We start from the raw sequence: 19,516 nt of genomic DNA, 5'->3' as shown, positions 1-19,516 counted from the left end.
TCCGTGATCACCAGACCGGTCCTCGGTGACAACACCCCCCGGATCATGAGTGCGACTGGGGGCAACGATCATGCCGAGGACCGGCTGGCCGGCACCTGCTCATCCTGGACGATCCAGGCGCCGCGGAAAAGGTAACGGGGCAATCATGGTCCAGTTCAGGTCGGCCGAATCTGAGTACTCCTCCAGCACCCGGGCGAAGGTCTTGGCCTCGGTCCGGTACTCGGCCGGGAAGTCGGGGGACTCGAGAAGCAGCGAGTCGCCCACTCGGAGTGCACCGGCCCCGCCGACCACCAGGATTCGCCCGGACGGCTGCGCTGCGATCAGGTTCCGGTGAGCAGCGACGACGCCGTCGTAGTCGCCGCGACCTGCCACGGAGACGACCGTGACCTCGCTGCCGTTGACCACCTCGGTCACAGCAGCGGTGTCGTTGAAGTCAAGTGCCTCGGTGGCCGCGTCACCTGCGGGGCGGCCCGAGCGGGTGTAGCGGTGAACGTCGTGGCCGCGGTTCTCGGCCTCGGCTGCGATCTGCGAGCCGACCATACCGGCCGCACCGATGATCGAGATGTGCATCATGTCCTCCAAAAGTCTGTGTGTTTGACCTGGCGAACACAATGGTATGAACTAGTAATCGATTACCTCAAAGTAACCAAGGGGCCTCGATGACCGATGTGATGGACAAGACCGTCAACCCCAACGCCGCCGAGCTGCCGGCGGATGTCCTGAACCAGGACTGCCCGTCCAGGACTGTTCTCCGCCACCTGACGGACCGGTGGACGCCCATGATCGTGACGGTACTGGCGCCGGGGCAGCCCGTGAGGTTCACCGAGTTGCGCCGAACGGTCCAGGGTGTTTCCCCCAAGGTGCTGACGGAAACTCTGCGTTCCATGGAGCGCGACGGGTTGGTTACCCGGCGGGTCACCCCCAGCGTCCCGCCGCGCGTGGACTATCTGCTCACGGACCTGGGCGCCAGTACCGTCGAGCCGCTGGCCGCACTCCGTCGATGGGCAGAAGCAAATGTGGGTGAGGTTCAGCGCAACCGTCGACGTTATGACCGGGAGCAAGCCGAAGGTTGAATCGCCTTCCCATCCGCCGAACCCTCGCAAAACTCCCGCATCGGTGGCTGATGCGGGAGTTTCGCGAGGGTTCGGCGGATGGGCCGCAGCTCCGTGGTTTTCGTGATGATCATCTCCCCGCTGGCGGCCGAAGAACTCATGGCTGAGCGGGCGGTAGTTCACCCGCATGGATGACTGACTCCGTGGCATCGGACCACGTATAGGTGGAGGTCGCACGGCCTCTCGGCGCCGCGTTCGCATCCTCCTCCAAGGGGATCCGGCCGTCCTGCCAAGGTGTCAGCGCCCAAAGCCCCAGGTACAGCCCGATGCCCAGGAACGGAAGCAGGAACGACGCCAGGACGATCAAGCGGACCAGCCACACGTTGAGCCCGAACTGCTCCGCCAGACCTCCGGCAATGCCTGCAACCAGGCGCTGGGGGCCACGTTGGAAACCTGGACCGCGGATGGAATCCAAGAGTTGGTTCATGTCTTCGATCGTAGGCAGCGTGAGGGCTGTCGAAAAGGGGTGGTGAGCTTCCCCGAGGCCATCAGGCTGTGGTCATGCGCCGGGTGCGAGGGTCGCCGTCGCGGCGTCGCGCACCAACGCCACCGCGCGTTCGTCGTCGATACCCAGGGCGCGGACACGAGCAATGTACTCACCTGCCGCGTGGGCTGCGGCCTTGTCCGCCGAATCCGCGGTGCCGGTGACGAAGGATCCGTTGCGGCCGCGGGTTTCGATGACACCTGCTGCCTCGAGTTCCTTGTACGCCCGGGCCACGGTGTTCGGCGCAAGGCCGAGTTCGCCTGCCAGCCGACGAACGGGCGGGAGATGATGACCCGCTGCCAGCTCTCCGGAGTCGCGTTGTTCCGTGATCTGCCTCTTGATCTGCTCGAAAGGGGGAACTTCGGCGGACTGATCGATGTGGAACATGGTGCCCTTTTCGCCCGGAGATGGTTAGCGTTGGATTCTCGCTCAGACCCACACGAAGGTGGCCCGCCATGGGAATCCTGACCTACGCAACCACCGTATCCCTGGACGGCTACGTCGCCGACGCCACGGGTGACTTCCAATGGAGTGCGCCGAGCGAACAGGTCTTCTCCGCTCACCTGGCGCGCATGCGCGAGGTCTCGACCGAGATTCTGGGTCGTAAGACCTACGAACTCATGCGCTACTGGGGATCCGAACCCGATGGTGATCAGTGGTCGAGCGATGAGCGTGAGTTCGCCGGGCAGTGGCAGAACCTCCGCACCGTCGTCGTCTCCTCGACCCTGGATCCGGACCAACTCGTGTCAGAGCGCGACACCCTCCTGCCGACGCTCGCCCTGGACCAGCTCAGGGAGATGGTGGCGGAGGCTCCCGGCGTCGTCGAAATTTTCGGCCCCACCACGGCGGCACCGGCCATCCGCGCGGGACTGGTCGAAGCCTTCGAATTCTTCATCGTGCCCAAAGTTGTCGGCGGTGGACTGCGGGCACTGCCCGAGGGCGTCCACCTGGACCTCCGGCGAACTGACCACACTGTTTTCGACGACGGCAGCATCCGCGTCCGCTACATCTCCCGATAACCCGGGCTTGGCAATCGGGGTTGTGATTCCGAGGTCTTCAATCGAGTCCGTCACGATGCTTGGATGGTTCCATGAGCAACCGCATCGTGGCCGCATCGGCAACCGTGGCAGCACCGGCTGAGGACATCTTCGAACTCATCGCCGACCCCTCACAACAACCGCGGTGGGACGGCAACGACAACCTGGACCACGCGGATCAGGGCCAGCGGGTCCGCGCCGTGGGCGACGTGTTCGTGATGACCAACGCCAACGGCAAGGTGCGCGAGAACCACATCGTCGCTTTCGAGGAAGGGCGCTGCATCGCCTGGCAGCCCGCACCGGCGGGGGACCCGGTCCCCGGGCACGTCTGGCGGTGGGACCTGGAACCTAACGACGACGGCACCACCCTGGTCACCCACACCTACGACTGGTCCGCACTCACCGATGAATCGCGCCTGGCGAAGGCTGCTTCCATGACGTCGGAGAAGCTGCAGGCCTCGGTCGACAGACTGTCAGCGCTCGCCGGGCAGTGATCATGCACGGTTGACGGGTTTCAGGAATTCTCTGGGCACGGCTAAGTACGCACTCCTCTCGATCAACCCAGCGCGTGAAGTTGGGGTTCCGCGTGAACGATGGTTGAGTTGTCACCGATGAGCGCACCGACCGACCAGCCCCCTCGCCGATCACGACGTGGTGCGTTATGGGCGGCATCGGCGGTCCTGATCGTCGCCGTCGTCCTGGCAGTGCTCTACGCAACCGGAGTCTTCACGGATCAACCGACCGACGACAAGACCCACGGCCCCTCCGGACCCGCGGTCCACACCGATGAGAATTCGCAGTCGATGGAACTCCCGGGAGAGGAGCGCGTGGCTTCCGTGGAATTCGGAGCTGACTCCGGAAGCACGGCCGTGGTCACCTTTGACACGGACGCAACGCTCGACTCGTCACTGGGTGACCAACGTGCCGCCTACACGGTGACCGGTGTCTCCTGCGCGTCCGTCGACGACGAAGATGGCAGCACATCACAGACGGGCACGGAGAATCTGGAGAATGAACAGTCCCGCGAACTCACCGTCAGGCTGGTGTACCAGGTTCAGACCTCCGGCACCCAACGATGCAATGCCACGGTCAGAGTCCCCAACTGGGACGCGGGCGGAGGAGCACACGCCAGCATGGACCTGGACTCAACGCTGAGCGTCGATCAGGACCCCTCGGCGGTCCAGGCGGCAGTGCAGCCGGAGGCGCAAGAGCCGATCATCGTCGGGCGGGACGACAAGGACATCGTCATCGACCAGACCCTGGACATCCCGGCATCGGACTCAGACCTCCAGGTGTCCGCCACGTCCCACGTGACCACGTGCACGATCGAGAACGGCTCCAAGGACCAGACCGACCAGAACCTGTGCACGCCGGACATCCTCGACGAGCGCGGCAGCACTGTCACGGTGCATTCCTACGCCGACGTTCTCAGTGACGGCAAGATGTGTGAGCGCGTGGAGATCCAGGACGAGAAGGTCCACATCGACAACACGGTGCACCACAAACTCCTGGGCACAGCGCCCGATTCCGTGGGGGAGCTCAAGAACCCCTGCGGGGACCAGATCCGCTTGGTGCAGACCGTCGAGAACTCGGGGCCGGCGCCGGTCGTGGTGCACCGGAAGTCCTCGAACATCGTGCTCGCCGCAACGTCCTGAGGCGGGCGCCGTTCTAGCGCCCCGTTGCGGTCTGTGAAGCCTTGACGGCCGCCACAATCGCGGCGTCAGCGCTCTCGTGCGCGTCACCCTGGTGGGTCAGCTCGCGGGCATAAAGCACACCGTATGTGAAGGTTTGCTCACCCGACTTCTCGGCGACATGGGCCAGCTCCGTCAGACGTTCCCTCGCCACCACGGAGTCCTGGGCGGTGCCAAGGACCTCCGTCACGGCCTCCCATGCCTCAGCTGAGTCGCTCCCGCCGGGAAAAACGTCAGCCACAGCCTCCCAGGCGTAACGCGCGGCCTTCGCCTTCTTCCTGGCTTCGTGGGCAAGGGCCGCTCGTTGCATCTCGGGTGCACACTGTGCGGCGTCCCAACGGCGCGTCACACGTTGGGTCGCAGCCTTCATCAAGGGTGCCAGGGTCTTCCGGGGAGCATGGTTGGCTTCCGGTAGAAACGGTGGATGGTCCACCAGGTCGTGGAGGGCATCGCTCAGGTCCCTGTAACGGCGGGAATCCAGAGCCTCCAACAGCTCGGCGTGGGCCTGAGCATGTCGTGCGTCGAGTTCATTTGTGAGTCGCTCGCGGACGGGCCCGAGGATGGCCTCGGGTGGTAAGTCTTCCAAGGATTCACCCAGACGGTCCTTGAGAACCTCGGCATCGCGGGGACCGCCGAGCATTTCACCCAGCCACTTGATCTCCTCCCGCAGGGGATCGGTGCGTTGCGTGTCCATTACATCCTGGAACGTTCGAAGCGTACTGCTCAGTCTCCGGGTGGCCACCCGCATCTTGTGCACCGAGTCCGGGTGATCCACCCGCACTTGCGGTTCCCGTTCCTGGATCACATGCACCTGGTCTGCGACGTATTTACCGATCACATCGGCTGCGGTGGACGGGTGCTTGTTGCCCATGTCTTGACCCAGCTCTCCCATACCTGGTTCAGGCGGACGTGCAGTAGATCTCCGACCAATCTACCCGTGGACCGGGTCCTCCCAACAGGGCAATGAGGTCTTGACGGAGTCCTTGGTACTTGCCCCTCCGGCACGACCCCGGACGTACTTACGGCGTCAAGCTGCGCGAGATCGAGGCGTTCGAGGACCGCGACTGAGCTGGTCACGCTCCGTGGTTCGGGCTCAGCGGTCCCCGTACTCGCCCTTGATCACGAAGTATGAACCGCGAATCGTTCCGGCCAGCTTCGACTTCTGACGGGCAAACTTGAAGGCGCCCAGTTCCTGAGGAACCTCCATCCCGTCGGAGAGTTTGAACCCCACCGCGCGCTTACCTCCGGGCTCCACTGTCCACAGGACATTGATGCTGAGCCCCGATTCGTAGAAAACGTGCACCCAGTGAATTCCCTCGCCGTCGCTGACGGCCACCTCCAGGGCCGGGGATGCGACGACGATCCCGCGCTCCTCGCGCAAGATCAGTTCCACCCAGGCGGGCGTGTCCGCGGCTTCGGTGGCCGGGACGGTGGCGAACGTGTGGGCGTACTTGGTCCAGAAGTACCTGGCCTCATTGGCGCGTAACCCTGCCAGAGCCTCAGCCACGGGAGAGGTTTCCAGGCCGGTGGTGGACACGTTCTTGAAATCTACGGTGTAAGTCATGTTTGCCCTCGGAAAGTCGATGCGGATCGGCAGGCTACGCGGTCAAGACGTCACGGAAGGATGGCGTCGACGTAACCACCGTCAACTCGCAGCGCACCGCCTGTTGTGGCCGAGGCCAACGGTGAACTCAGGTAGGTCACCATGTTCGCGATCTCCTCCGGCTCGATGAGTCGCTGTATCAATGACTGTGGGCGATGGAGCCGCATGAACTCACGCTGCGCCTGCTCCCACGGTAGGTCCTTGCTGACGAGCTGGTAGACGAAGTCGTCGACACCTCCCGTGTGCGTCGGCCCCGCGATCACCGAATTCACGGTCACTCCGGTGCCCGCCGCGTCCTTCGCGAAACCACGCGACACAGCCAACAGGGACGTTTTGCTCACGCCGTAGTGGATCATTTCCGCCGGGGTCACGACGGCGGAATCGCTGGCGATGTTGACCACCCGGCCCCATCCGCGTTCCTTCATGCCGGGGAGTGCCTCCCGGATCAGGCGGACCGCGCTCAGGACGTTGACCTCGAAGTAGCGGCGCCATTCGTCGTCGTCGATCTCCAGCGGATCCTGCGTGCCGAAGACGCCCAGGTTGTTGACCAGGATGTCAACGGAGTCGAGTGCGGCCATGGCGGCGCGTGCGCCTTCCTGAGTGGTGACGTCCCCCGGGGCAGGCACAAGATCTACGTCTGGCAGACCCCGTCGGAGCTCATCGACGGCGGCTGTCACGCGTTCTCCGTCGCGCCCGTTGACGGCCACCCGTGCCCGGCGGTAGCCAGGCCCCGGACAATCGCCAACCCAATGCCCTGTGTGGAACCCGTGACGAGTGCGTTCATGCCGGTCAGATCGATCTTCATGTTGCACCACACTAGCGGGGGCACGGATAGGATCTGATCACTTTTTGTCCGCTCCAGACCGCACATGGCCGTCGTCATGGCTCTGCGGTCGTGCTGATCCGAAGACCCATGACCAGCACCCCCTGACCTGTCCCATCGCCTGTCAAGGATGCGTGGTCGAGATCCGCATGAATCCGGTCGTGTGGCCAGCAGCCTTGAACTCCTGTTCGACCTGACCTTCGTGGTGGCCTTCGGCATCGCGGGCAATGAATTCCCGCACATGGCGGCCGAAGGCGAGATCCTCCTGGCATCAGCAGGCTATGTTTTCGTTTTGTTCGCCGTCATCTGGTCGTGGATCAACTACACATGGTTTGCCTCGGCATTTGACACCGATGACTGGGCCTATCGGCTTGTCACCATGGTGATCATGTGTGGGGTCGTGGTCCTGGCTCTGGGCATCCCGCCCTTCTTCGATTCCCTCCATCACGGGCACGTGGACAACACCGTCATGGTCATGGGGTATGTGGTGATGCGTATCGGCATGGCACTGCACTGGGGGTGGGCCTATTTGCAAGCGCCGGAGTTCCGAGCCGGTGCGCGAATCTACCTTGCGACCTTGTTGGCGGCGCAGGTCGGTTGGGTGATCTTGGCGTTGGCCCACACTTCGTTGCGCGTGTTCGTCCTGGTGGGCCTGACCCTGCTGGTTGTCGAACTGGGTGGTCCCTTCCTGGGTGAACGAGTCACCACTCAGCGAGAAGGCCAAGGCAGCCACACGCCCTGGCACCCCCATCACCTCGCGGAACGCTACGGTCTGCTGACCATCATCACTCTGGGTGAGGGCGTGGTGGGCACCGTGGCGGCCTTGTCACCGATGGTGGAGGAAGCCGGTGGATGGTCTCTGGACTCCGTGCTGGTGGTGATTGCAGGGATCGGGCTGACGCTTGCCATTTGGTGGTTGTACTTCAGCGTTGACTGGGGCACATTGCTGCATGCCCACCCGACGCGCTGCTTCGGATGGGGTTATGGCCACATTGTCCTGTTCATGGCCATTGCTGCCGTGGGTGCAGGGCTCCATGTGGCCGGTTATGTCCTGAACCACGAAGCTCACCGGTCCGGGACCTTGGCCGTGGCAAGCGTCGCGGTGCCCGTGCTCGCGTTCATCCTGACCCTCATGTGGCTCTACGGCCGCCTGACCCGTACGTTCGACGCCGTGCACATCGCCATGGTGGAGGTCATGGTCATCCTCCTCGTGGGTGCTTTGGGAATGGCCGCGGCGGAGGTGCCCATGGGGTGGTGCCTGCTGGTAGCCATGGCTGCCCCGGCGGTCGCCGTCGTCCTGTACGAAACCGTGGGCCACAGACACCAGGAGCGGCTGTTCATCGTGAGCTGATACCCCCTGGTGTTCCCCGACCGCTTCGATAGGCTCGAAGCATGAAGCTGACTTCTGATCTCGAGAGCAAGTTCAACGACCAGATCACCATGGAGTTCGAGGCATCCCTGGTTTATCGCCAGTTGGCCATCGAAGCCGACGTGCAGGACCTGGTGGGCATGGCAGCGTGGCTGCGGCACCAGGCCGACGAGGAGATCGTCCACGCCAACAAGTTCATCGACCATGTGGTCGACCGCGACGGCCACGCCCGAATCGGAGGCATCGACGCCCCCGCCGTTGCGGAGGGTCTGTCGGCCGCCGAGATCTTCCAAGCGGCACTGACCCACGAACAGAAGGTCTCCGAATCCATTCGGAACCTGTACCGCGCCTGCGACTCCGCCGGGGACCTGGACTCCAGGCCTCTGCTCAACTGGTTCCTCGACGAGCAGATCGAGGAGGAGGCCACCGTGGGCGAGATTCTGGGCCGTATCGAACGTATCGACGGCGACGGGTCGGGCCTGTTGCGGCTCGACGACGAACTCGGCGCTCGCCCCGCGCGCGGCACGGAGAACGACGGATGATCCGTCCTTCGCACCGCACCAGAAATGCGGTTTGAGGGGATTGTGAGAGGTTTACCAGGATCGGGCGACCCACCGCCGTAGGTGGGTCGCCCGATCCGCGTCATGAATGTGATCGGCTGCCCTCGGGATCTTCAAAGGTAACGGTAAGGTCACGGAAAAATCACGGTTTGATAACGCTCTGGGGTGCTCTGGCGGTTGTTCCGCGCCTTCACCACCCGTACCTTCGTCTGCGGCTCGAACAGGACAACTCATTACGGAGGAGCCCCATGAAGAACCGCACCCAGAAAACTCTGATCACCGCAGCCGCGGTCATCGCGCTGTCCGGAGCCGCCGCAGTGCCGGCCTCCGCCGCACCGGAGCTCGGCTCGGAGCAGTCGGTGTCCGCTTCCAGCGACAGCTCGTCGCAGGCGGTCGGTCAGGAACTGCTGTCGATGATGAACGACGCTCGCGCCCAGGCAGGTCTGAGCCCGTTGAGTTCCCATGCCGAACTGGACGCCATCTCCGGCGATTGGTCCAGCCAGATGGCGGCCAGCAACTCGGCAACGCACAATCCGTCGTTCATCGAGCAGACGCAGGCCACCGGTTCCACGAACATGGCGGAGAACATCTCTTACGACGTCGAATCGAAGGGTTCCGCGCACGCCACGGCTCAGTACTTCTTCGACTTCTGGATGAACAGCCCTGCCCACCGGGCCAACATCATGAACCCGGACTTCACGCACGTGGGCTTCGGGTCGGCGGAGTCGGGTAACGGGTACGTCTACGGGACCCAGAACTTCGGCACGTACTGATCGTCGATCGCGCGGTGCGCCCGCGTTGAACCGCGTGGCCTGGGGGCCTGACCGCCGCGGCGGTCAGGCCCCCAGGCCCTTGAAAGTCTCGATCACCTGGAGGGCTGCCAGGAAGCCGAACAACAACAGGCACACAATCAGGAGCGCATTGGCTGCAGCCAGGCATGAGCCATCCGCCTGATAATTTACAATGGCACACAGTTGGGCGGGTGTTCCAGCGTTGCCGACAGGGGGTGAGTGCGTGAACGGCTACTTGCGTTTCAACCGGTCGATCGTGGAACGCCACGTGCGTGAACTCGAGTTGGTGGGCCGCACTGAGTTCCGTCTCAACTCCGTCCGTCTGGTGCTGCTGCTCATTGGCGCCCTCGTGTTCTCAGGCTTCGGGCTGCTGATGATGTGGATCGCCTCGGGGTCGGGCGGTGCGACGACCGAAGGATCGGCCATCGCGTCATTCGTGTTCGGAGCGGTCACTCTCGGATTCTTCGGCGTGCTGGGCCTGCCGGCGATCCTGCTCCAGTGGTTGCTGCGCAGACGACTGGTGGTGAGTCGACAAGGTTTCTGGGTCGAGCGAAGGACCAGGGGGGGTCCCACGATCGACCTGCCCGTCTACTGGTTCCAGGTGTCAGACTTCGGTTTCCGTCGTGTGGGTGGTCGCTGGCCGTTCCACGGGACTCCCGTGCTCATTTGCACCCTGGCCCAAGAAGCAGATCAGCACGTACGGAATTCGTCGTCGGGAATGGTAGGTGTTCTGCGCCGATTGGATGCCGCGATACTCGTTCCTGGTCAGTACGTACTTCCCTCCGAGTTCGGGAGACGACCCGGCGACGTTTTGGAGGTGCTGCGGTACGCGCACGTCGCGTTCCGGCAGAGACGGATGTAGGCAGCCGAACGGTGTCCGTCGTCGCGGTTATCGTGTGCAGATGCCGTCCGGACCAATCACTCGAACCCCAGCTCGCATCACGCTGCCGGCCGCGCGGCGGATTGCCCTGGCTGCTCAAGGATTCCTGGATCCTCGGCCTGAGCCCGGTCAGGTCACCGTGCGGCACCTGAACCGGGTGATCCACCGAGTGGGCGTGGTCCAGATCGATTCTGTCAACGTCTTGACGCGCAGCCACTACCTGCCGTTCTTCTCGCGCCTGGGTGTCTATGACCGCGCGACGTTGGACCGCCTTCGTGATCGGGCACCCCGGCGCCTGACCGAGTACTGGGCCCATGAAGCCAGCCTCATTCCACCGTCGACGTGGCCGTTGCTCGGTTTCCGGATGGAGCGTGCCAAGCACGAGGCCTGGGGTGGCATGCGCCGGGTCCATCAGGAGCATCCCGAGCTGGTGGACGCAGTGCTCGATGAAGTTCGACGGCGTGGCCCACTGACCGCCCGCGAGTGCGACGGCGCTCTGAGCGTGGACGCTCCGCGCAGGGAGGGCGCCTGGGGATGGAACTGGAGTGCCGTCAAGACCGCGCTCGAGTACCTGTTCTGGGCGGGTCAGATCACCAGTGCCGGTCGCACGACGCAGTTCGAACGTCGCTATGTCACGCCGGACAAGGTGCTGCCTTCGCGAGTGAAGGTTGATCCGGAGACCGCGCACCTGGAACTCATGCGCATTGCGGCCCGTGCGCACGGCATCGGAACTGCGCGTTGCCTTCGCGACTACTTCCGGCTCGGGGCTGCGGAGTCCGGCCGGGCTCTGGACACATTGGTTGCCTCGGGCGAACTCGAGCTGGTCGAGGTCCCGGAATGGCCCGGCCTGGTGTACCTGGACCCCGCTGCGCGGCGGCCGAGAAAGGCGGAGGTCGAGGCGCTGGTCAGCCCGTTCGACTCCCTGGTCTGGCAGCGGGAAAGGACCCAGGCACTTTTCGGTATGCGGTACCGCCTGGAGATCTACACCCCGGCGCAGCAACGGCTCCACGGTTACTACGTCCTGCCGTTCGTCTTCGGCGACACCCTGGTGGCCCGAGTCGATCTCAAGGCTGATCGAGTGGCCGGGGCCTTGATCGTCAAGAGGTGCACGTGGGAGCGGGACGCTCCCGCGAATGCGCGCGCCGCCCTGGATCGGCAACTGCGGCTCATGGCGGAATGGCTGGAGCTCGACGGCGTGATCGCTTGAGTTGTCCGAGGCACAGGCAATACTGGGACCATGCCTGAGCTGCCGGAACTCGACGCCGTCGTCGGGCTGCTTCGCGGCCGTACCGTGGGTCGCAGGGTGAGCCGGTTCGACATCGTTGCGTTCAGTGTCCTGAAGACCGCCGAACCACCTCACGAATCTCTTGTGGGACGTACCGTCACGTCGGTCACTCGGCGCGGGAAGTTCCTGCTGCTGGAAGTGGACGGCCGCTACGCCGTCGTTCATCTTGCGCTCGCCGGTTGGGTCAAGACGGGTGATGAGACACCCGCCAAACGGCCGTCGTCGTCCGGGCCGCTGGCCTTCCGACTCACGTTCGACGACGGCACCCACGTCGACTTCACGGAGCAGGGCCGCAAGAAGAGCCTGGCCCTGTGGATCACCGACGATCCCCAGCACCTGGAACGCGTGGCGCGATTGGGACCTGAAGCCGATGCCATCACGGCGGAGGAGTTTGCTGCGATGCTTGCGCGCTCGTCCTCTCGTCTCAAGACGGTGCTCACGGACCAGACCATGCTGGCGGGAATCGGAAACGCCTGGTCGGACGAGGTTCTGCACCGTGCCCGGTTGTCACCGTTCGCGACCGCGAACCGACTCTCCTCCCCGGACGTTCAACGCTTGTTCGACGCACTCGGGACTGTCATCCACGAGGTCCGAACCCGGCTCGACGGCGTGCCGCTGGACCGGATCAAGAGCACCAAGAAATCCCTGTTCCGGATCCATGCCCGTACCGGGGATCCGTGTCCTGTCTGCGGGACGCCGGTCGCCGAGGTCTCCTACGCGGACCGCTCGCTGCAGTACTGTCCCGTCTGTCAAACCAGCGGTAAACGGCTCAGTGACCGCCGGATGGACCGCCTGTTGAAGTGAGCCCATGACGCACGTACACACGCGGTCGGTGGATGGAGAGTCCCGTCCTTTCCACTTCGATTCGACCTGGAGGCCGGATGCGGACATTGACCGGGTGTGGGACATCCTGGCAGACATTGATTCCTGGCCGGACTGGTGGCCCGGGGTACGATCAACACACGTCCTTGACCAGGGAACGCCGGAAGCCGAAGGGCGCCGCGCGCAAGTGGTCGTGGCCAGTCCCATGGGATATACCTTGCGATTTACGGTCACGATCACCGAGGCGGTCAAACCCCGAGCCGCCACCATCACCGTGAGCGGCGATCTCAGGGGAGTGGGTACGTGGCGGACTCTGACTGACAGTGACCGCGCGGACCTGGGTTTCATGTGGTGTGTGGTGACGCGGCGGAGACTGGTGCGTCTTTTGCGGCCGGCGGCACCGTGGGCTCACGGGCGGGTCATGCAGGCGGGTCTGCGGGGTTTGGAGCGACACGTCACCTGAGACGGATTCTCGCCGGACTCGAGCGGCCGCGGCATGGGTGCTTCGGCGTTGGGCCTGGGGCGGGTGCCGGTGCGTTACACCTCCACCCGCGCACTGGAATCACTATCCGCGGAAAAGGAATTACTCCTGTTCATCAGGTAAGGCAATCCTGAATATGCCTCAGTGTGAATTGTCTGAGTATTCGCAGGAAAACCAGGATTCTTTGTGGATGCGTCCACGAGCGTTATTACCATGGAGCCATGCAAACCCAGGTACTTGCCGAAAGTGAATTCTTCTCGTCTGTCGGAGACCTCCCCTTGCACCCGCTGGTGGTGCACTTCTCTGTGGCATTGCTCCCGGTGGCGGCCCTCCTTCTCGTAGCCGCCGCGATCGTGCCGGCGGTCCGGCGTCGGGTCCTCGGCCTCTCCGTCATCGGCGTACTCGTGGGCACAGTGGCCACGTTCGTGTCCAAGGAATCGGGCGAAGCCCTGGCCGAAACCGTGGGGCTTCCCGCAGAGCACGCGGAATGGGCTGACCGGCTCATGGTGGGTTCGGTCATCCTGTCCGTCCTGGCTGTGATCTGGTGGATCGTCTCGCGACGTGTCGACGGTGCTCGTCGGTCGGCGGCTACATCGCCGTCGGGAACCGCTGACGGTGGCGTCCGGAACCGCACGCCCCGCAAGGGCGGGCTATTGGGGACCGTGCTGGGGTTGCTCACGGCCATCGCAGCCGTCGTGGTCCTGGTGTTCGCGATCTTCACGGGTCACTCCGGCGCGCAGGCCGTGTGGTCGGGTTCGTCCACCGAATCAACCGGGGAATCCTCCACCGCAGCCGGTGGCGAGGCCGCTGCCACGGAGGGGTCGAGCTCGGATTCTCAGATCTACGCAATGTCCGACGTCGAACAGCACGACAACAGTGAGTCCTGCTGGGCCGCGATGGACGGCAACGTCTACGACCTCACCGACTGGATCGCCAAGCACCCCGGAGGGCAGGAAGCCATCAACGGGCTGTGCGGCACGGATGCTACGGAAGCCTTCCAACAGCAGCACGGGTCCAATGAGGAAGCACAGTCCGCGTTGGCCGACTTCAAGATCGGTGCCCTCGAGGACTGACGTCCGGGACCAAGTTCTCCATCACCCGGCAGGGCAGCCCGTGACCGTCGGCCTCGGGCTCGAGTAGACCGTAGGATCGAAGAGGCGAACGTCTCGCCGTCGTCGGGGTTCCGGGTGGTTCCGGTACTACGGCACGGCAGGACAAAATCACAAACGGAAGGCGGGCCCACCATGCCGACACCCGAGTCGGCCTCGGCCGGTGGTCACTCCAGGGGTTCCGACCTCAGCGGATCCTCGGAATCCGGCCGGACGAACCCGAGGCAGACGGGAGGCACGTCCGGCGGGGGAGCCCGTCTGGTCATGGCGCTGGTGGGCGTGGCCGCGGCGCTGCTGGCACTGCAGGGGATCTCGCACTATTCGGCCTTGATCGCGCCGGTGTTCTTCGCCTTGAACATGGTCATCATCGTGCACCCGCTGCACAACTGGCTGGTTCGGCGTTTCGGGTGGCCTCGTTGGGCCGCCGCGGTGGCGTCCTTGCTCGCGGTGCTTATTGCCCTGTTCGCGTTCTTCTATTCCATTGGGTGGGCGATCTTTGCTCTGATCCAGGCTCTCCCGCAGTATTCCTCCGACTTCGAAACCATGTGGAACGACGGCCTCACCTGGCTGGAACAGTTCGGCGTGACCACCGAGGGCATGGTCCAGAACCTGCAGGACAACGTGGGCAACGTCGTCAGCTTCTCGACCGAGTGGTTGGTGGGTATCGCCTCGAACCTGTCGGGCCTGGCTGCGATGCTGGCCATCATCGTGACCGTCCTGTTCTTCCTCTCCGTGGATTCGATGACGATCTCACGCCGCGTCCGCGTGATCCTGGGCCAGAACCCGACCACCGCGCGGGCCCTGCTGAACTTCGCCGCGGGCGTCCGCCGGTACTGGGTGGTCACGACCGTGTTCGGGTTGATCGTTGCCGTCATGGACCTGGGCTACCTGGCGATTCTGGGCATCCCACTGGCCGGTGTGTGGGCGGTCCTGGCCTTCGTATCGAACTACATTCCCAACGTGGGCTTCGTCATCGGCGTGATCCCACCGACGCTCATGGGATTGCTCGCGGGCGGGTGGATGGACGCGTTGTTGGTGGTCGTGGGCTTCAGCGTGATCAACATGGTCATGCAGTCCTTCGTCCAGCCGAAGTTCACCGGGGACGCCATTGGCGTGACTCCCACGATTTCTTTCCTGTCGGTTCTGCTGTGGGCCGCGGTTCTGGGGCCGCTGGGGGCTCTGCTCGCGCTACCGGCCACCTTGTTGGTCAAAGCCATCCTGGTCGACCCGAACCCGCAGGTCCGATTCGTCAACGCGTTGATCGCGGCAACTCCCGAGGACGGTCTGCCCACGGAGCGCGCTCACGAGGCCCGGGCCGCACGTAGCTGGCTCAACCGGTGGATCACCGGGTCCGGCGGATTCAAGCGCTTGGGCAAGCGCCCGGTCGCCTCTGACACGGGTAGCAGCCAGGCGGTGACGTCAACGGCGGGACCCACGACGACGTCGGAGGCGTCCGACTTCCCGCAGGAGAACGCGGGGACCTCAGACATCGATCACGGTGGCCCCAGGGATTGAGGCAAACCGGTCAGGCATGGCGGTCAGCACGATCACCTGGGCGTGATCGCCGGCGGCCCGCAGCGCCGTGGAGAGACTGATCAGACGTTCCGGGTCGGTGTGCCCCAGCGCGTCGTCGAAAATCACGGGCACGCCGTCCATCGGGTCCACGAGCATGGCTATCGCCAAGCGCACCAGCACGTCCAGCTGCTCCCGCGCACCGGTCGACAGGGAGTCGACGCTCAACCACGTGCCGTCCAGGAAGCGCCGGGTGATGACCAGGTCGTCCGACAGCTCGACCCGGAAGGTGGAGCCGAAAACCGTGTGACCCAGCTGTTCCAGCCGGGCCCGGAAGGGGGCGTTGTAGCGCCGGTGGGCTTGTAGCTGCGCCGCCTCCAATGTCTCGGCAAGTAGCTTTGCTGCCGCCGCCCTGCGCACTTGCGTGTTCAGCTCCTGCGTGACCTGTCGCAAGGCGGTCGCTGCCTGGTCGTACGTGCGTTGCCGGGAGTCGCGGTCCGTGGCTTCCAGGTTGCCCTGGACCAGCGTGCGTTCCGTGCGAGCCCGCTCGAGGGACCGCCGGGTGTTGGACACGCGTGCTTCGTACGCCGACATCCGGTCCAGAACGGCTTGCGCCTCCGAACTGATCCACTGGTGTTCCAGGGCGTCCACCAAAGCAGTTGCCTGTTCCAGGGCCGCGGCCTTCTGATCCTGGTCGTTCTCGAGCGCCTCGTCCGAGACGGCCGCCCGAGCTTGTTGGAGTTGGCTCTCCTGGTCGCGGAGGAGGAGGGTCTGGGAGCTGTGGTCGGTCCGGATGGAGTTCAGCTGCGCCGCCGCCTTGGTCTCGGCTGTCCGACACAGATCCGCGCGATTCTCGGCCGCCGTCAGCGCTTGCCGTGCATCGCCGGCCAGCGCTTCAGCCCGGTCCAGGCGTTCGTCCAGCCCTGCAGTGTCGTCCTCCCGCTCCGTCGTGTCCTCTGTGCCGTCGGCCGCGTCAGAGGTGCTGGCACTGGTGCTTTCCAACCGCGAGGTGAGGGTTGCCAGTTCGGAACGCAACCGGGTCTCCTCGCGGCCGTTGAGCAACAGCCGGCGCTGTTGAACCGCCTCGGTGACGGCGCGCTCGTGACGGGTCTGGGCTTCGAGTGCGGTGCGGGCCGCTTCCAGGCTGTCCACCGCTGCTTGGCCCAGGAGACGATCCACGTCCTCCTGGGCCCGCTGCACGGCCGCACGTCGTTGAGCGAGTCCTTGTTCGGGTGAGATCTGGACCCGCAGCCGCCCCGGAAGCTCCAACGTGACGTCCTCCGTCACGGCCTGCTCCGTCGATTCGCCCAGGGACAGGTGCAGTGGTTGCCCGTCGAGGGCCATCTCCGGGGGATCGCCCAGAGCGGTGACTGTCATCCTCGCGGAGGCGGACTCGAGCTGGGTGCGCGCCAGGTCCGCGGCTCGGTGGGCCCGCTCGAGCTGTTCCAACAGTTCTGGCGTGACTCTCGCGGGCACGTGGTCGTCCAGGGCGGCTTCCCTTGCGGTGAGGTCGTCCAGTTGCTTCACGAGTGCCGTGAGGTCGGCCCACCGGGCTTGATCCCGCGTGCGGCGTTGGGCCTTCTGCGCCAGGTCCAGATCGTTCCGAGCTCGGTCCAGGTCTTCCCGTGCCTGGTGCACCGTGGCTTCGGCAGCGCGGGTCGACGTCGTGGCCTGGTCGGCTGCCTCCTGGGCCGCTTCCAGGGAGGTCTCCAGTTCCTGGAGCTTCTCCGCGGTCCGCTCGGCCCGGTCCCGAAGGTTTTCACGCTCCTGCAACAGCTCGGTGGCGCGCTGGTGCGCGGCGCCTGCGGAACTCGAGGCCGCATGTGCCTCGTGGCGGCGCCGGTCGAGGTGCTCGACCTCCTCGGCGGCCCGTTCGGCGGCGCGGAAGTCCTCCAGGGCGCGGTCGTGGCTCACCTGCGCGGAGCGCGCGAGGCGGTCCTTGCGGTCGAAGTCGTCGACCAGTCCGGTGACAGCGTCAAGGTCCGCTTGGGCCTTCCGGTACGCGGTGGTGGCGGCGCCGTGCGCCTCGCGTAGTCGCTTGGTGTCTGATTTCTCCTGCCCGGTGGTGGTGAAGTACAGATCGCGCTCGGCCCGTGCGGCCTGCACGAGGCTCATGGAACCGGCGTCGTCAGCCACCTCGCCACCCGCCGCCTCCAGCGCCTTGCGTAGGGCCGACGAGCCCGCGAAGTCGTTGGAGAGCGCATCCGACTGCAACAGGCGCAGCGTGTTCCACAGGGTGCGGTCGGTCAGGGCCAGGAGGTCGTCCACGGCAGCGTGGGCCTCGCGCCCCGTGGCCCGTTCACCCCTGCGTGGTCCGGCGACGAATTCGAGGTCGGCCCCCGGATTCTTGAGCCACTGCTTGCGGTAACGCACACGGTGCTCCGCGACGGTGAACTCCGCTTCGACCGTCACGGGGACGTCCTGGCCCTCCGGCCGAGCAGACTTCACGACGGCCTTCTTGGAGTCCGGCAGCGTGGTCAGCAGCAGATCGAGTGCCTGGATGGTGGAGGTCTTCCCGGCCTCGTTGGGGCCCTGGATGACGGATACCCCCGTCTCGGGGAACTCGATCTGTCGGTGCGTGACACCCTTGAAGTTCTCAAGATTCAGGCGGTGCAGCTTCATCGGGCACCTCCGGTGAACCGCACCAGGAGGCGTAATGCGTCTTGCGCGGCCTCCTCCGTCGATGGTTCGTGCAGGCGGGGCAGATCGTCCTCGACGTCGTGGGCCGCTTCTCGGAGGGCAGTCTCGTCGGGGAGATCGGCATCGGCCACCGGTGACGCACCCTCTGCCGTACCCGAGGAGTCAGGCGGCCCCGACGGGGTCGACCCGGACAGCGCGAGCAACTGGTCCACGGCTTCGCGGACGTATCCGCTGACATCAAGGTCACCCAGTTCCTGGCTGTCCGGTTGGACGACCAGATCCGTGTGTCGGTCCCACTCCAGGAGCGCCGCGAACAACGGCGCGCGCGTTTCCAACACGTCGTCCAGCGCGGCTCGCTCCGTCACGGTCAGCGACCCCGCCAATGCAGTCTTGACCACGGTTCGTTCCTTGGGGCGGAGCTGATCGAGTCGTTCGGCCAGGGCCTGGATGTCTTGGGACCCGTCCACCCGGTGTCGCAGGACGACGTGCTGCCACTGACCGACGGGTACGGCAGTGACAAGGGGTTTCCCGCCGTCGTCGGGAATTTCGACGTCCAGGACGTGCCCTTGTCCGGGCTCGCGGAAACTCGTGGACTCATGGGCTCCGGAGTACCGGATGGAGGAGTCTTCGCTCAACGGCCATCGGATGTGTCGGTCGCCGAGGGCTGCGTAGTGGATGCGACCGTCTGCCAGTGCAGCGTCGAGCGGGGCGCGGTGGACGGTCACGGGGGAGGCGGCATCCGGTTCGAGTTCTTCGAGCATGCCGTGGCCGACCAGGACACGGACCGTGCCGTCGGCTTCCGCCCCGTCCAGGACACCGGTGACCGGGTCCGTGTCCGGGCGTTTGCTGGTCCAGGGAGCGGCCAGGATTTCGAGGCCGGGGCTCACCGGCCAGGTACCGGCACGGTCCAGGACGGTCACGTTGCCCGGAAGCCGATCGCGCAAGGTCGGGGAGTTCCAGATGGAGCCCGTGCCCAGGGGATCGTGGTTGCCCGGAAGAAGGAAGAGCGGAACGTCTTGTGAGCCCATGGCCTCCAGGGCGCGCCCGATGTCCTTGGCACCCAGGTTGGGGTGCTCGAACACGTCGCCGGCCACCACCACGAAAGCACAGCCGCGTTCGACAGCCAGGGACATGATGCGCCGGACCGTTTCCACCCGGTCGCCCGTGAAGCGCGGCTGGGCATCGGAATCCAGGTAGTGCCGGGTCATGCCGAGCTGCCAGTCACTCGTGTGGATGAAGCGAACCACGGCGTTCCTTCCCTCTTGCCGGTGCGGGTGCCTGTCGACGTCGATCGATGGCATCTCGACCTTACGGAAC

At 65.0% G+C, this 19,516-nt stretch carries 22 protein-coding genes; 13 read left to right on the top strand and 9 right to left on the bottom strand.

Annotated elements, in window-relative coordinates; genetic code table 11:
• Nucleotides 1–99: 99 nt before the first annotated feature.
• Nucleotides 100–573: an NAD(P)-dependent oxidoreductase gene (locus tag EDL96_RS09565; RefSeq protein ID WP_199732580.1), complete on the bottom strand. Its 474-nt coding sequence runs from the start codon at nt 571–573 to the stop codon at nt 100–102.
• Nucleotides 574–659: 86 nt separating this feature from the next.
• Between EDL96_RS09565 and EDL96_RS09560 the strand changes: the two genes are divergently transcribed.
• On the top strand, nt 660–1,073 hold the full coding sequence (locus EDL96_RS09560; RefSeq protein WP_233568811.1) for a winged helix-turn-helix transcriptional regulator: 414 nt from the start codon (nt 660–662) through the stop codon (nt 1,071–1,073).
• Nucleotides 1,074–1,209: 136 nt separating this feature from the next.
• Here EDL96_RS09560 and EDL96_RS09555 read toward each other — a convergent pair whose 3' ends face one another.
• Both EDL96_RS09555 and EDL96_RS09550 read right to left on the bottom strand, forming a co-directional pair.
• A complete protein-coding gene (locus EDL96_RS09555; protein WP_123825562.1) occupies nt 1,210–1,539 on the bottom strand; it encodes a PspC domain-containing protein in 330 nt (109 codons plus the stop codon).
• 72 nt (nt 1,540–1,611) lie between these two features.
• The gene (locus EDL96_RS09550; protein ID WP_123825561.1) at nt 1,612–1,983 is read right to left on the bottom strand and encodes a GntR family transcriptional regulator; all 372 of its coding nucleotides are present in this window, start codon (nt 1,981–1,983) and stop codon (nt 1,612–1,614) included.
• Nucleotides 1,984–2,051: 68 nt separating this feature from the next.
• On the opposite strand from EDL96_RS09550, the gene EDL96_RS09545 reads away from it, so the two are divergent.
• From EDL96_RS09545 to EDL96_RS09535, 3 genes are all read left to right on the top strand, one after another.
• Nucleotides 2,052–2,615 carry a dihydrofolate reductase family protein gene (locus EDL96_RS09545; protein WP_123825560.1) on the top strand — a complete coding sequence of 188 codons (564 nt, stop codon included), beginning with the start codon at nt 2,052–2,054 and terminating at the stop codon, nt 2,613–2,615.
• Between the two features lie 71 nt (nt 2,616–2,686).
• Nucleotides 2,687–3,127 (top strand): SRPBCC family protein, encoded by a 441-nt coding sequence (locus EDL96_RS09540; protein WP_123825559.1) that lies wholly within the window; start codon nt 2,687–2,689, stop codon nt 3,125–3,127.
• Nucleotides 3,128–3,244: 117 nt separating this feature from the next.
• Nucleotides 3,245–4,288 (top strand): hypothetical protein, encoded by a 1,044-nt coding sequence (locus tag EDL96_RS09535; protein ID WP_123825558.1) that lies wholly within the window; start codon nt 3,245–3,247, stop codon nt 4,286–4,288.
• 13 nt (nt 4,289–4,301) lie between these two features.
• Here the strand turns inward: EDL96_RS09535 and EDL96_RS09530 are convergent, their stop codons facing one another.
• The 4 genes from EDL96_RS09530 to EDL96_RS14075 form a co-directional block, all read right to left on the bottom strand.
• Nucleotides 4,302–5,195, bottom strand: a complete 894-nt coding sequence (locus tag EDL96_RS09530; RefSeq protein ID WP_158609579.1) for a CHAD domain-containing protein — start codon at nt 5,193–5,195, stop codon at nt 4,302–4,304.
• Nucleotides 5,196–5,417: 222 nt separating this feature from the next.
• Complete coding sequence (locus EDL96_RS09525) at nt 5,418–5,888, bottom strand: phage tail protein (RefSeq protein WP_123825556.1); 471 nt, start codon at nt 5,886–5,888, stop codon at nt 5,418–5,420.
• A 50-nt stretch (nt 5,889–5,938) separates the two neighbouring features.
• Entirely contained in the window at nt 5,939–6,604 is a 666-nt protein-coding gene (locus tag EDL96_RS09520; RefSeq protein ID WP_325049551.1) for an SDR family oxidoreductase, read from the bottom strand.
• Nucleotides 6,601–6,732: a hypothetical protein gene (locus EDL96_RS14075; RefSeq protein WP_325049550.1), complete on the bottom strand. Its 132-nt coding sequence runs from the start codon at nt 6,730–6,732 to the stop codon at nt 6,601–6,603. Before EDL96_RS14075 ends, EDL96_RS09520 begins: the two co-directional genes overlap by 4 nt.
• A gap of 181 nt (nt 6,733–6,913) precedes the next feature.
• Between EDL96_RS14075 and EDL96_RS09515 the strand changes: the two genes are divergently transcribed.
• From EDL96_RS09515 to EDL96_RS09475, 9 genes are all read left to right on the top strand, one after another.
• The gene (locus EDL96_RS09515; RefSeq protein ID WP_233568810.1) at nt 6,914–8,101 is read left to right on the top strand and encodes a low temperature requirement protein A; all 1,188 of its coding nucleotides are present in this window, start codon (nt 6,914–6,916) and stop codon (nt 8,099–8,101) included.
• A gap of 41 nt (nt 8,102–8,142) precedes the next feature.
• Entirely contained in the window at nt 8,143–8,661 is a 519-nt protein-coding gene (locus tag EDL96_RS09510) for a ferritin (RefSeq protein WP_123825554.1), read from the top strand.
• 266 nt (nt 8,662–8,927) lie between these two features.
• Complete coding sequence (locus tag EDL96_RS09505) at nt 8,928–9,452, top strand: CAP domain-containing protein (protein ID WP_123825553.1); 525 nt, start codon at nt 8,928–8,930, stop codon at nt 9,450–9,452.
• Between the two features lie 241 nt (nt 9,453–9,693).
• Nucleotides 9,694–10,332, top strand: coding sequence for a hypothetical protein (locus EDL96_RS09500; protein WP_123825552.1), 639 nt, complete (start codon nt 9,694–9,696; stop codon nt 10,330–10,332).
• Nucleotides 10,333–10,372: 40 nt separating this feature from the next.
• Nucleotides 10,373–11,557: a winged helix-turn-helix domain-containing protein gene (locus tag EDL96_RS09495; protein ID WP_123825551.1), complete on the top strand. Its 1,185-nt coding sequence runs from the start codon at nt 10,373–10,375 to the stop codon at nt 11,555–11,557.
• Nucleotides 11,558–11,587: 30 nt separating this feature from the next.
• Nucleotides 11,588–12,439: an Fpg/Nei family DNA glycosylase gene (locus tag EDL96_RS09490; protein ID WP_123825550.1), complete on the top strand. Its 852-nt coding sequence runs from the start codon at nt 11,588–11,590 to the stop codon at nt 12,437–12,439.
• A gap of 4 nt (nt 12,440–12,443) precedes the next feature.
• Entirely contained in the window at nt 12,444–12,920 is a 477-nt protein-coding gene (locus EDL96_RS14045; protein WP_123825549.1) for an SRPBCC family protein, read from the top strand.
• A gap of 239 nt (nt 12,921–13,159) precedes the next feature.
• Nucleotides 13,160–14,011 (top strand): cytochrome b5 domain-containing protein, encoded by an 852-nt coding sequence (locus EDL96_RS09480; protein ID WP_123825548.1) that lies wholly within the window; start codon nt 13,160–13,162, stop codon nt 14,009–14,011.
• A gap of 171 nt (nt 14,012–14,182) precedes the next feature.
• Complete coding sequence (locus tag EDL96_RS09475; RefSeq protein WP_123825547.1) at nt 14,183–15,562, top strand: AI-2E family transporter; 1,380 nt, start codon at nt 14,183–14,185, stop codon at nt 15,560–15,562.
• Here EDL96_RS09475 and EDL96_RS09470 read toward each other — a convergent pair.
• Together EDL96_RS09470 and EDL96_RS09465 are read right to left on the bottom strand one after the other, a co-directional pair.
• The gene (locus EDL96_RS09470) at nt 15,530–18,181 is read right to left on the bottom strand and encodes an AAA family ATPase (protein ID WP_123825546.1); all 2,652 of its coding nucleotides are present in this window, start codon (nt 18,179–18,181) and stop codon (nt 15,530–15,532) included. The two genes, EDL96_RS09475 and EDL96_RS09470, sit on opposite strands and share 33 nt — an antisense overlap.
• A complete protein-coding gene (locus EDL96_RS09465) occupies nt 18,178–19,446 on the bottom strand; it encodes a metallophosphoesterase family protein (RefSeq protein WP_233568809.1) in 1,269 nt (422 codons plus the stop codon). The genes EDL96_RS09470 and EDL96_RS09465 overlap by 4 nt, the downstream gene beginning before the upstream one ends.
• Nucleotides 19,447–19,516: the final 70 nt, after the last annotated feature.

Origin of the sequence: Kocuria soli, from assembly GCF_003797835.1 — a bacterium.
Taxonomy (GTDB): Bacteria; Actinomycetota; Actinomycetes; order Actinomycetales; family Micrococcaceae; genus Kocuria; species Kocuria soli.
Note: the sequence above shows the minus strand (reverse complement) of the source record. Positions and strands in the feature narration are given on the sequence as shown.

Excerpts from the sequence above, each read along its gene's own strand:
- EDL96_RS09560 (WP_233568811.1), top strand. The coding sequence starts at position 660 with ATGACCGATGTGATGGACAAGACCGTCAACCCCAACGCCGCCGAGCTG.
- EDL96_RS09480 (WP_123825548.1), top strand. The coding sequence starts at position 13,160 with ATGCAAACCCAGGTACTTGCCGAAAGTGAATTCTTCTCGTCTGTCGGA.
- EDL96_RS09530 (WP_158609579.1), bottom strand. The coding sequence starts at position 5,195 with ATGGGCAACAAGCACCCGTCCACCGCAGCCGATGTGATCGGTAAATAC.
- EDL96_RS09525 (WP_123825556.1), bottom strand. The coding sequence starts at position 5,888 with ATGACTTACACCGTAGATTTCAAGAACGTGTCCACCACCGGCCTGGAA.
- EDL96_RS09550 (WP_123825561.1), bottom strand. The coding sequence starts at position 1,983 with ATGTTCCACATCGATCAGTCCGCCGAAGTTCCCCCTTTCGAGCAGATC.
- EDL96_RS14075 (WP_325049550.1), bottom strand. The coding sequence starts at position 6,732 with ATGAAGATCGATCTGACCGGCATGAACGCACTCGTCACGGGTTCCACA.
- EDL96_RS09475 (WP_123825547.1), top strand. The coding sequence starts at position 14,183 with ATGCCGACACCCGAGTCGGCCTCGGCCGGTGGTCACTCCAGGGGTTCC.
- EDL96_RS09505 (WP_123825553.1), top strand. The coding sequence starts at position 8,928 with ATGAAGAACCGCACCCAGAAAACTCTGATCACCGCAGCCGCGGTCATC.
- EDL96_RS09495 (WP_123825551.1), top strand. The coding sequence starts at position 10,373 with ATGCCGTCCGGACCAATCACTCGAACCCCAGCTCGCATCACGCTGCCG.
- EDL96_RS09470 (WP_123825546.1), bottom strand. The coding sequence starts at position 18,181 with ATGAAGCTGCACCGCCTGAATCTTGAGAACTTCAAGGGTGTCACGCAC.
- EDL96_RS09565 (WP_199732580.1), bottom strand. The coding sequence starts at position 573 with ATGATGCACATCTCGATCATCGGTGCGGCCGGTATGGTCGGCTCGCAG.
- EDL96_RS09555 (WP_123825562.1), bottom strand. The coding sequence starts at position 1,539 with ATGAACCAACTCTTGGATTCCATCCGCGGTCCAGGTTTCCAACGTGGC.
- EDL96_RS14045 (WP_123825549.1), top strand. The coding sequence starts at position 12,444 with ATGACGCACGTACACACGCGGTCGGTGGATGGAGAGTCCCGTCCTTTC.
- EDL96_RS09490 (WP_123825550.1), top strand. The coding sequence starts at position 11,588 with ATGCCTGAGCTGCCGGAACTCGACGCCGTCGTCGGGCTGCTTCGCGGC.
- EDL96_RS09545 (WP_123825560.1), top strand. The coding sequence starts at position 2,052 with ATGGGAATCCTGACCTACGCAACCACCGTATCCCTGGACGGCTACGTC.
- EDL96_RS09540 (WP_123825559.1), top strand. The coding sequence starts at position 2,687 with ATGAGCAACCGCATCGTGGCCGCATCGGCAACCGTGGCAGCACCGGCT.
- EDL96_RS09535 (WP_123825558.1), top strand. The coding sequence starts at position 3,245 with ATGAGCGCACCGACCGACCAGCCCCCTCGCCGATCACGACGTGGTGCG.
- EDL96_RS09510 (WP_123825554.1), top strand. The coding sequence starts at position 8,143 with ATGAAGCTGACTTCTGATCTCGAGAGCAAGTTCAACGACCAGATCACC.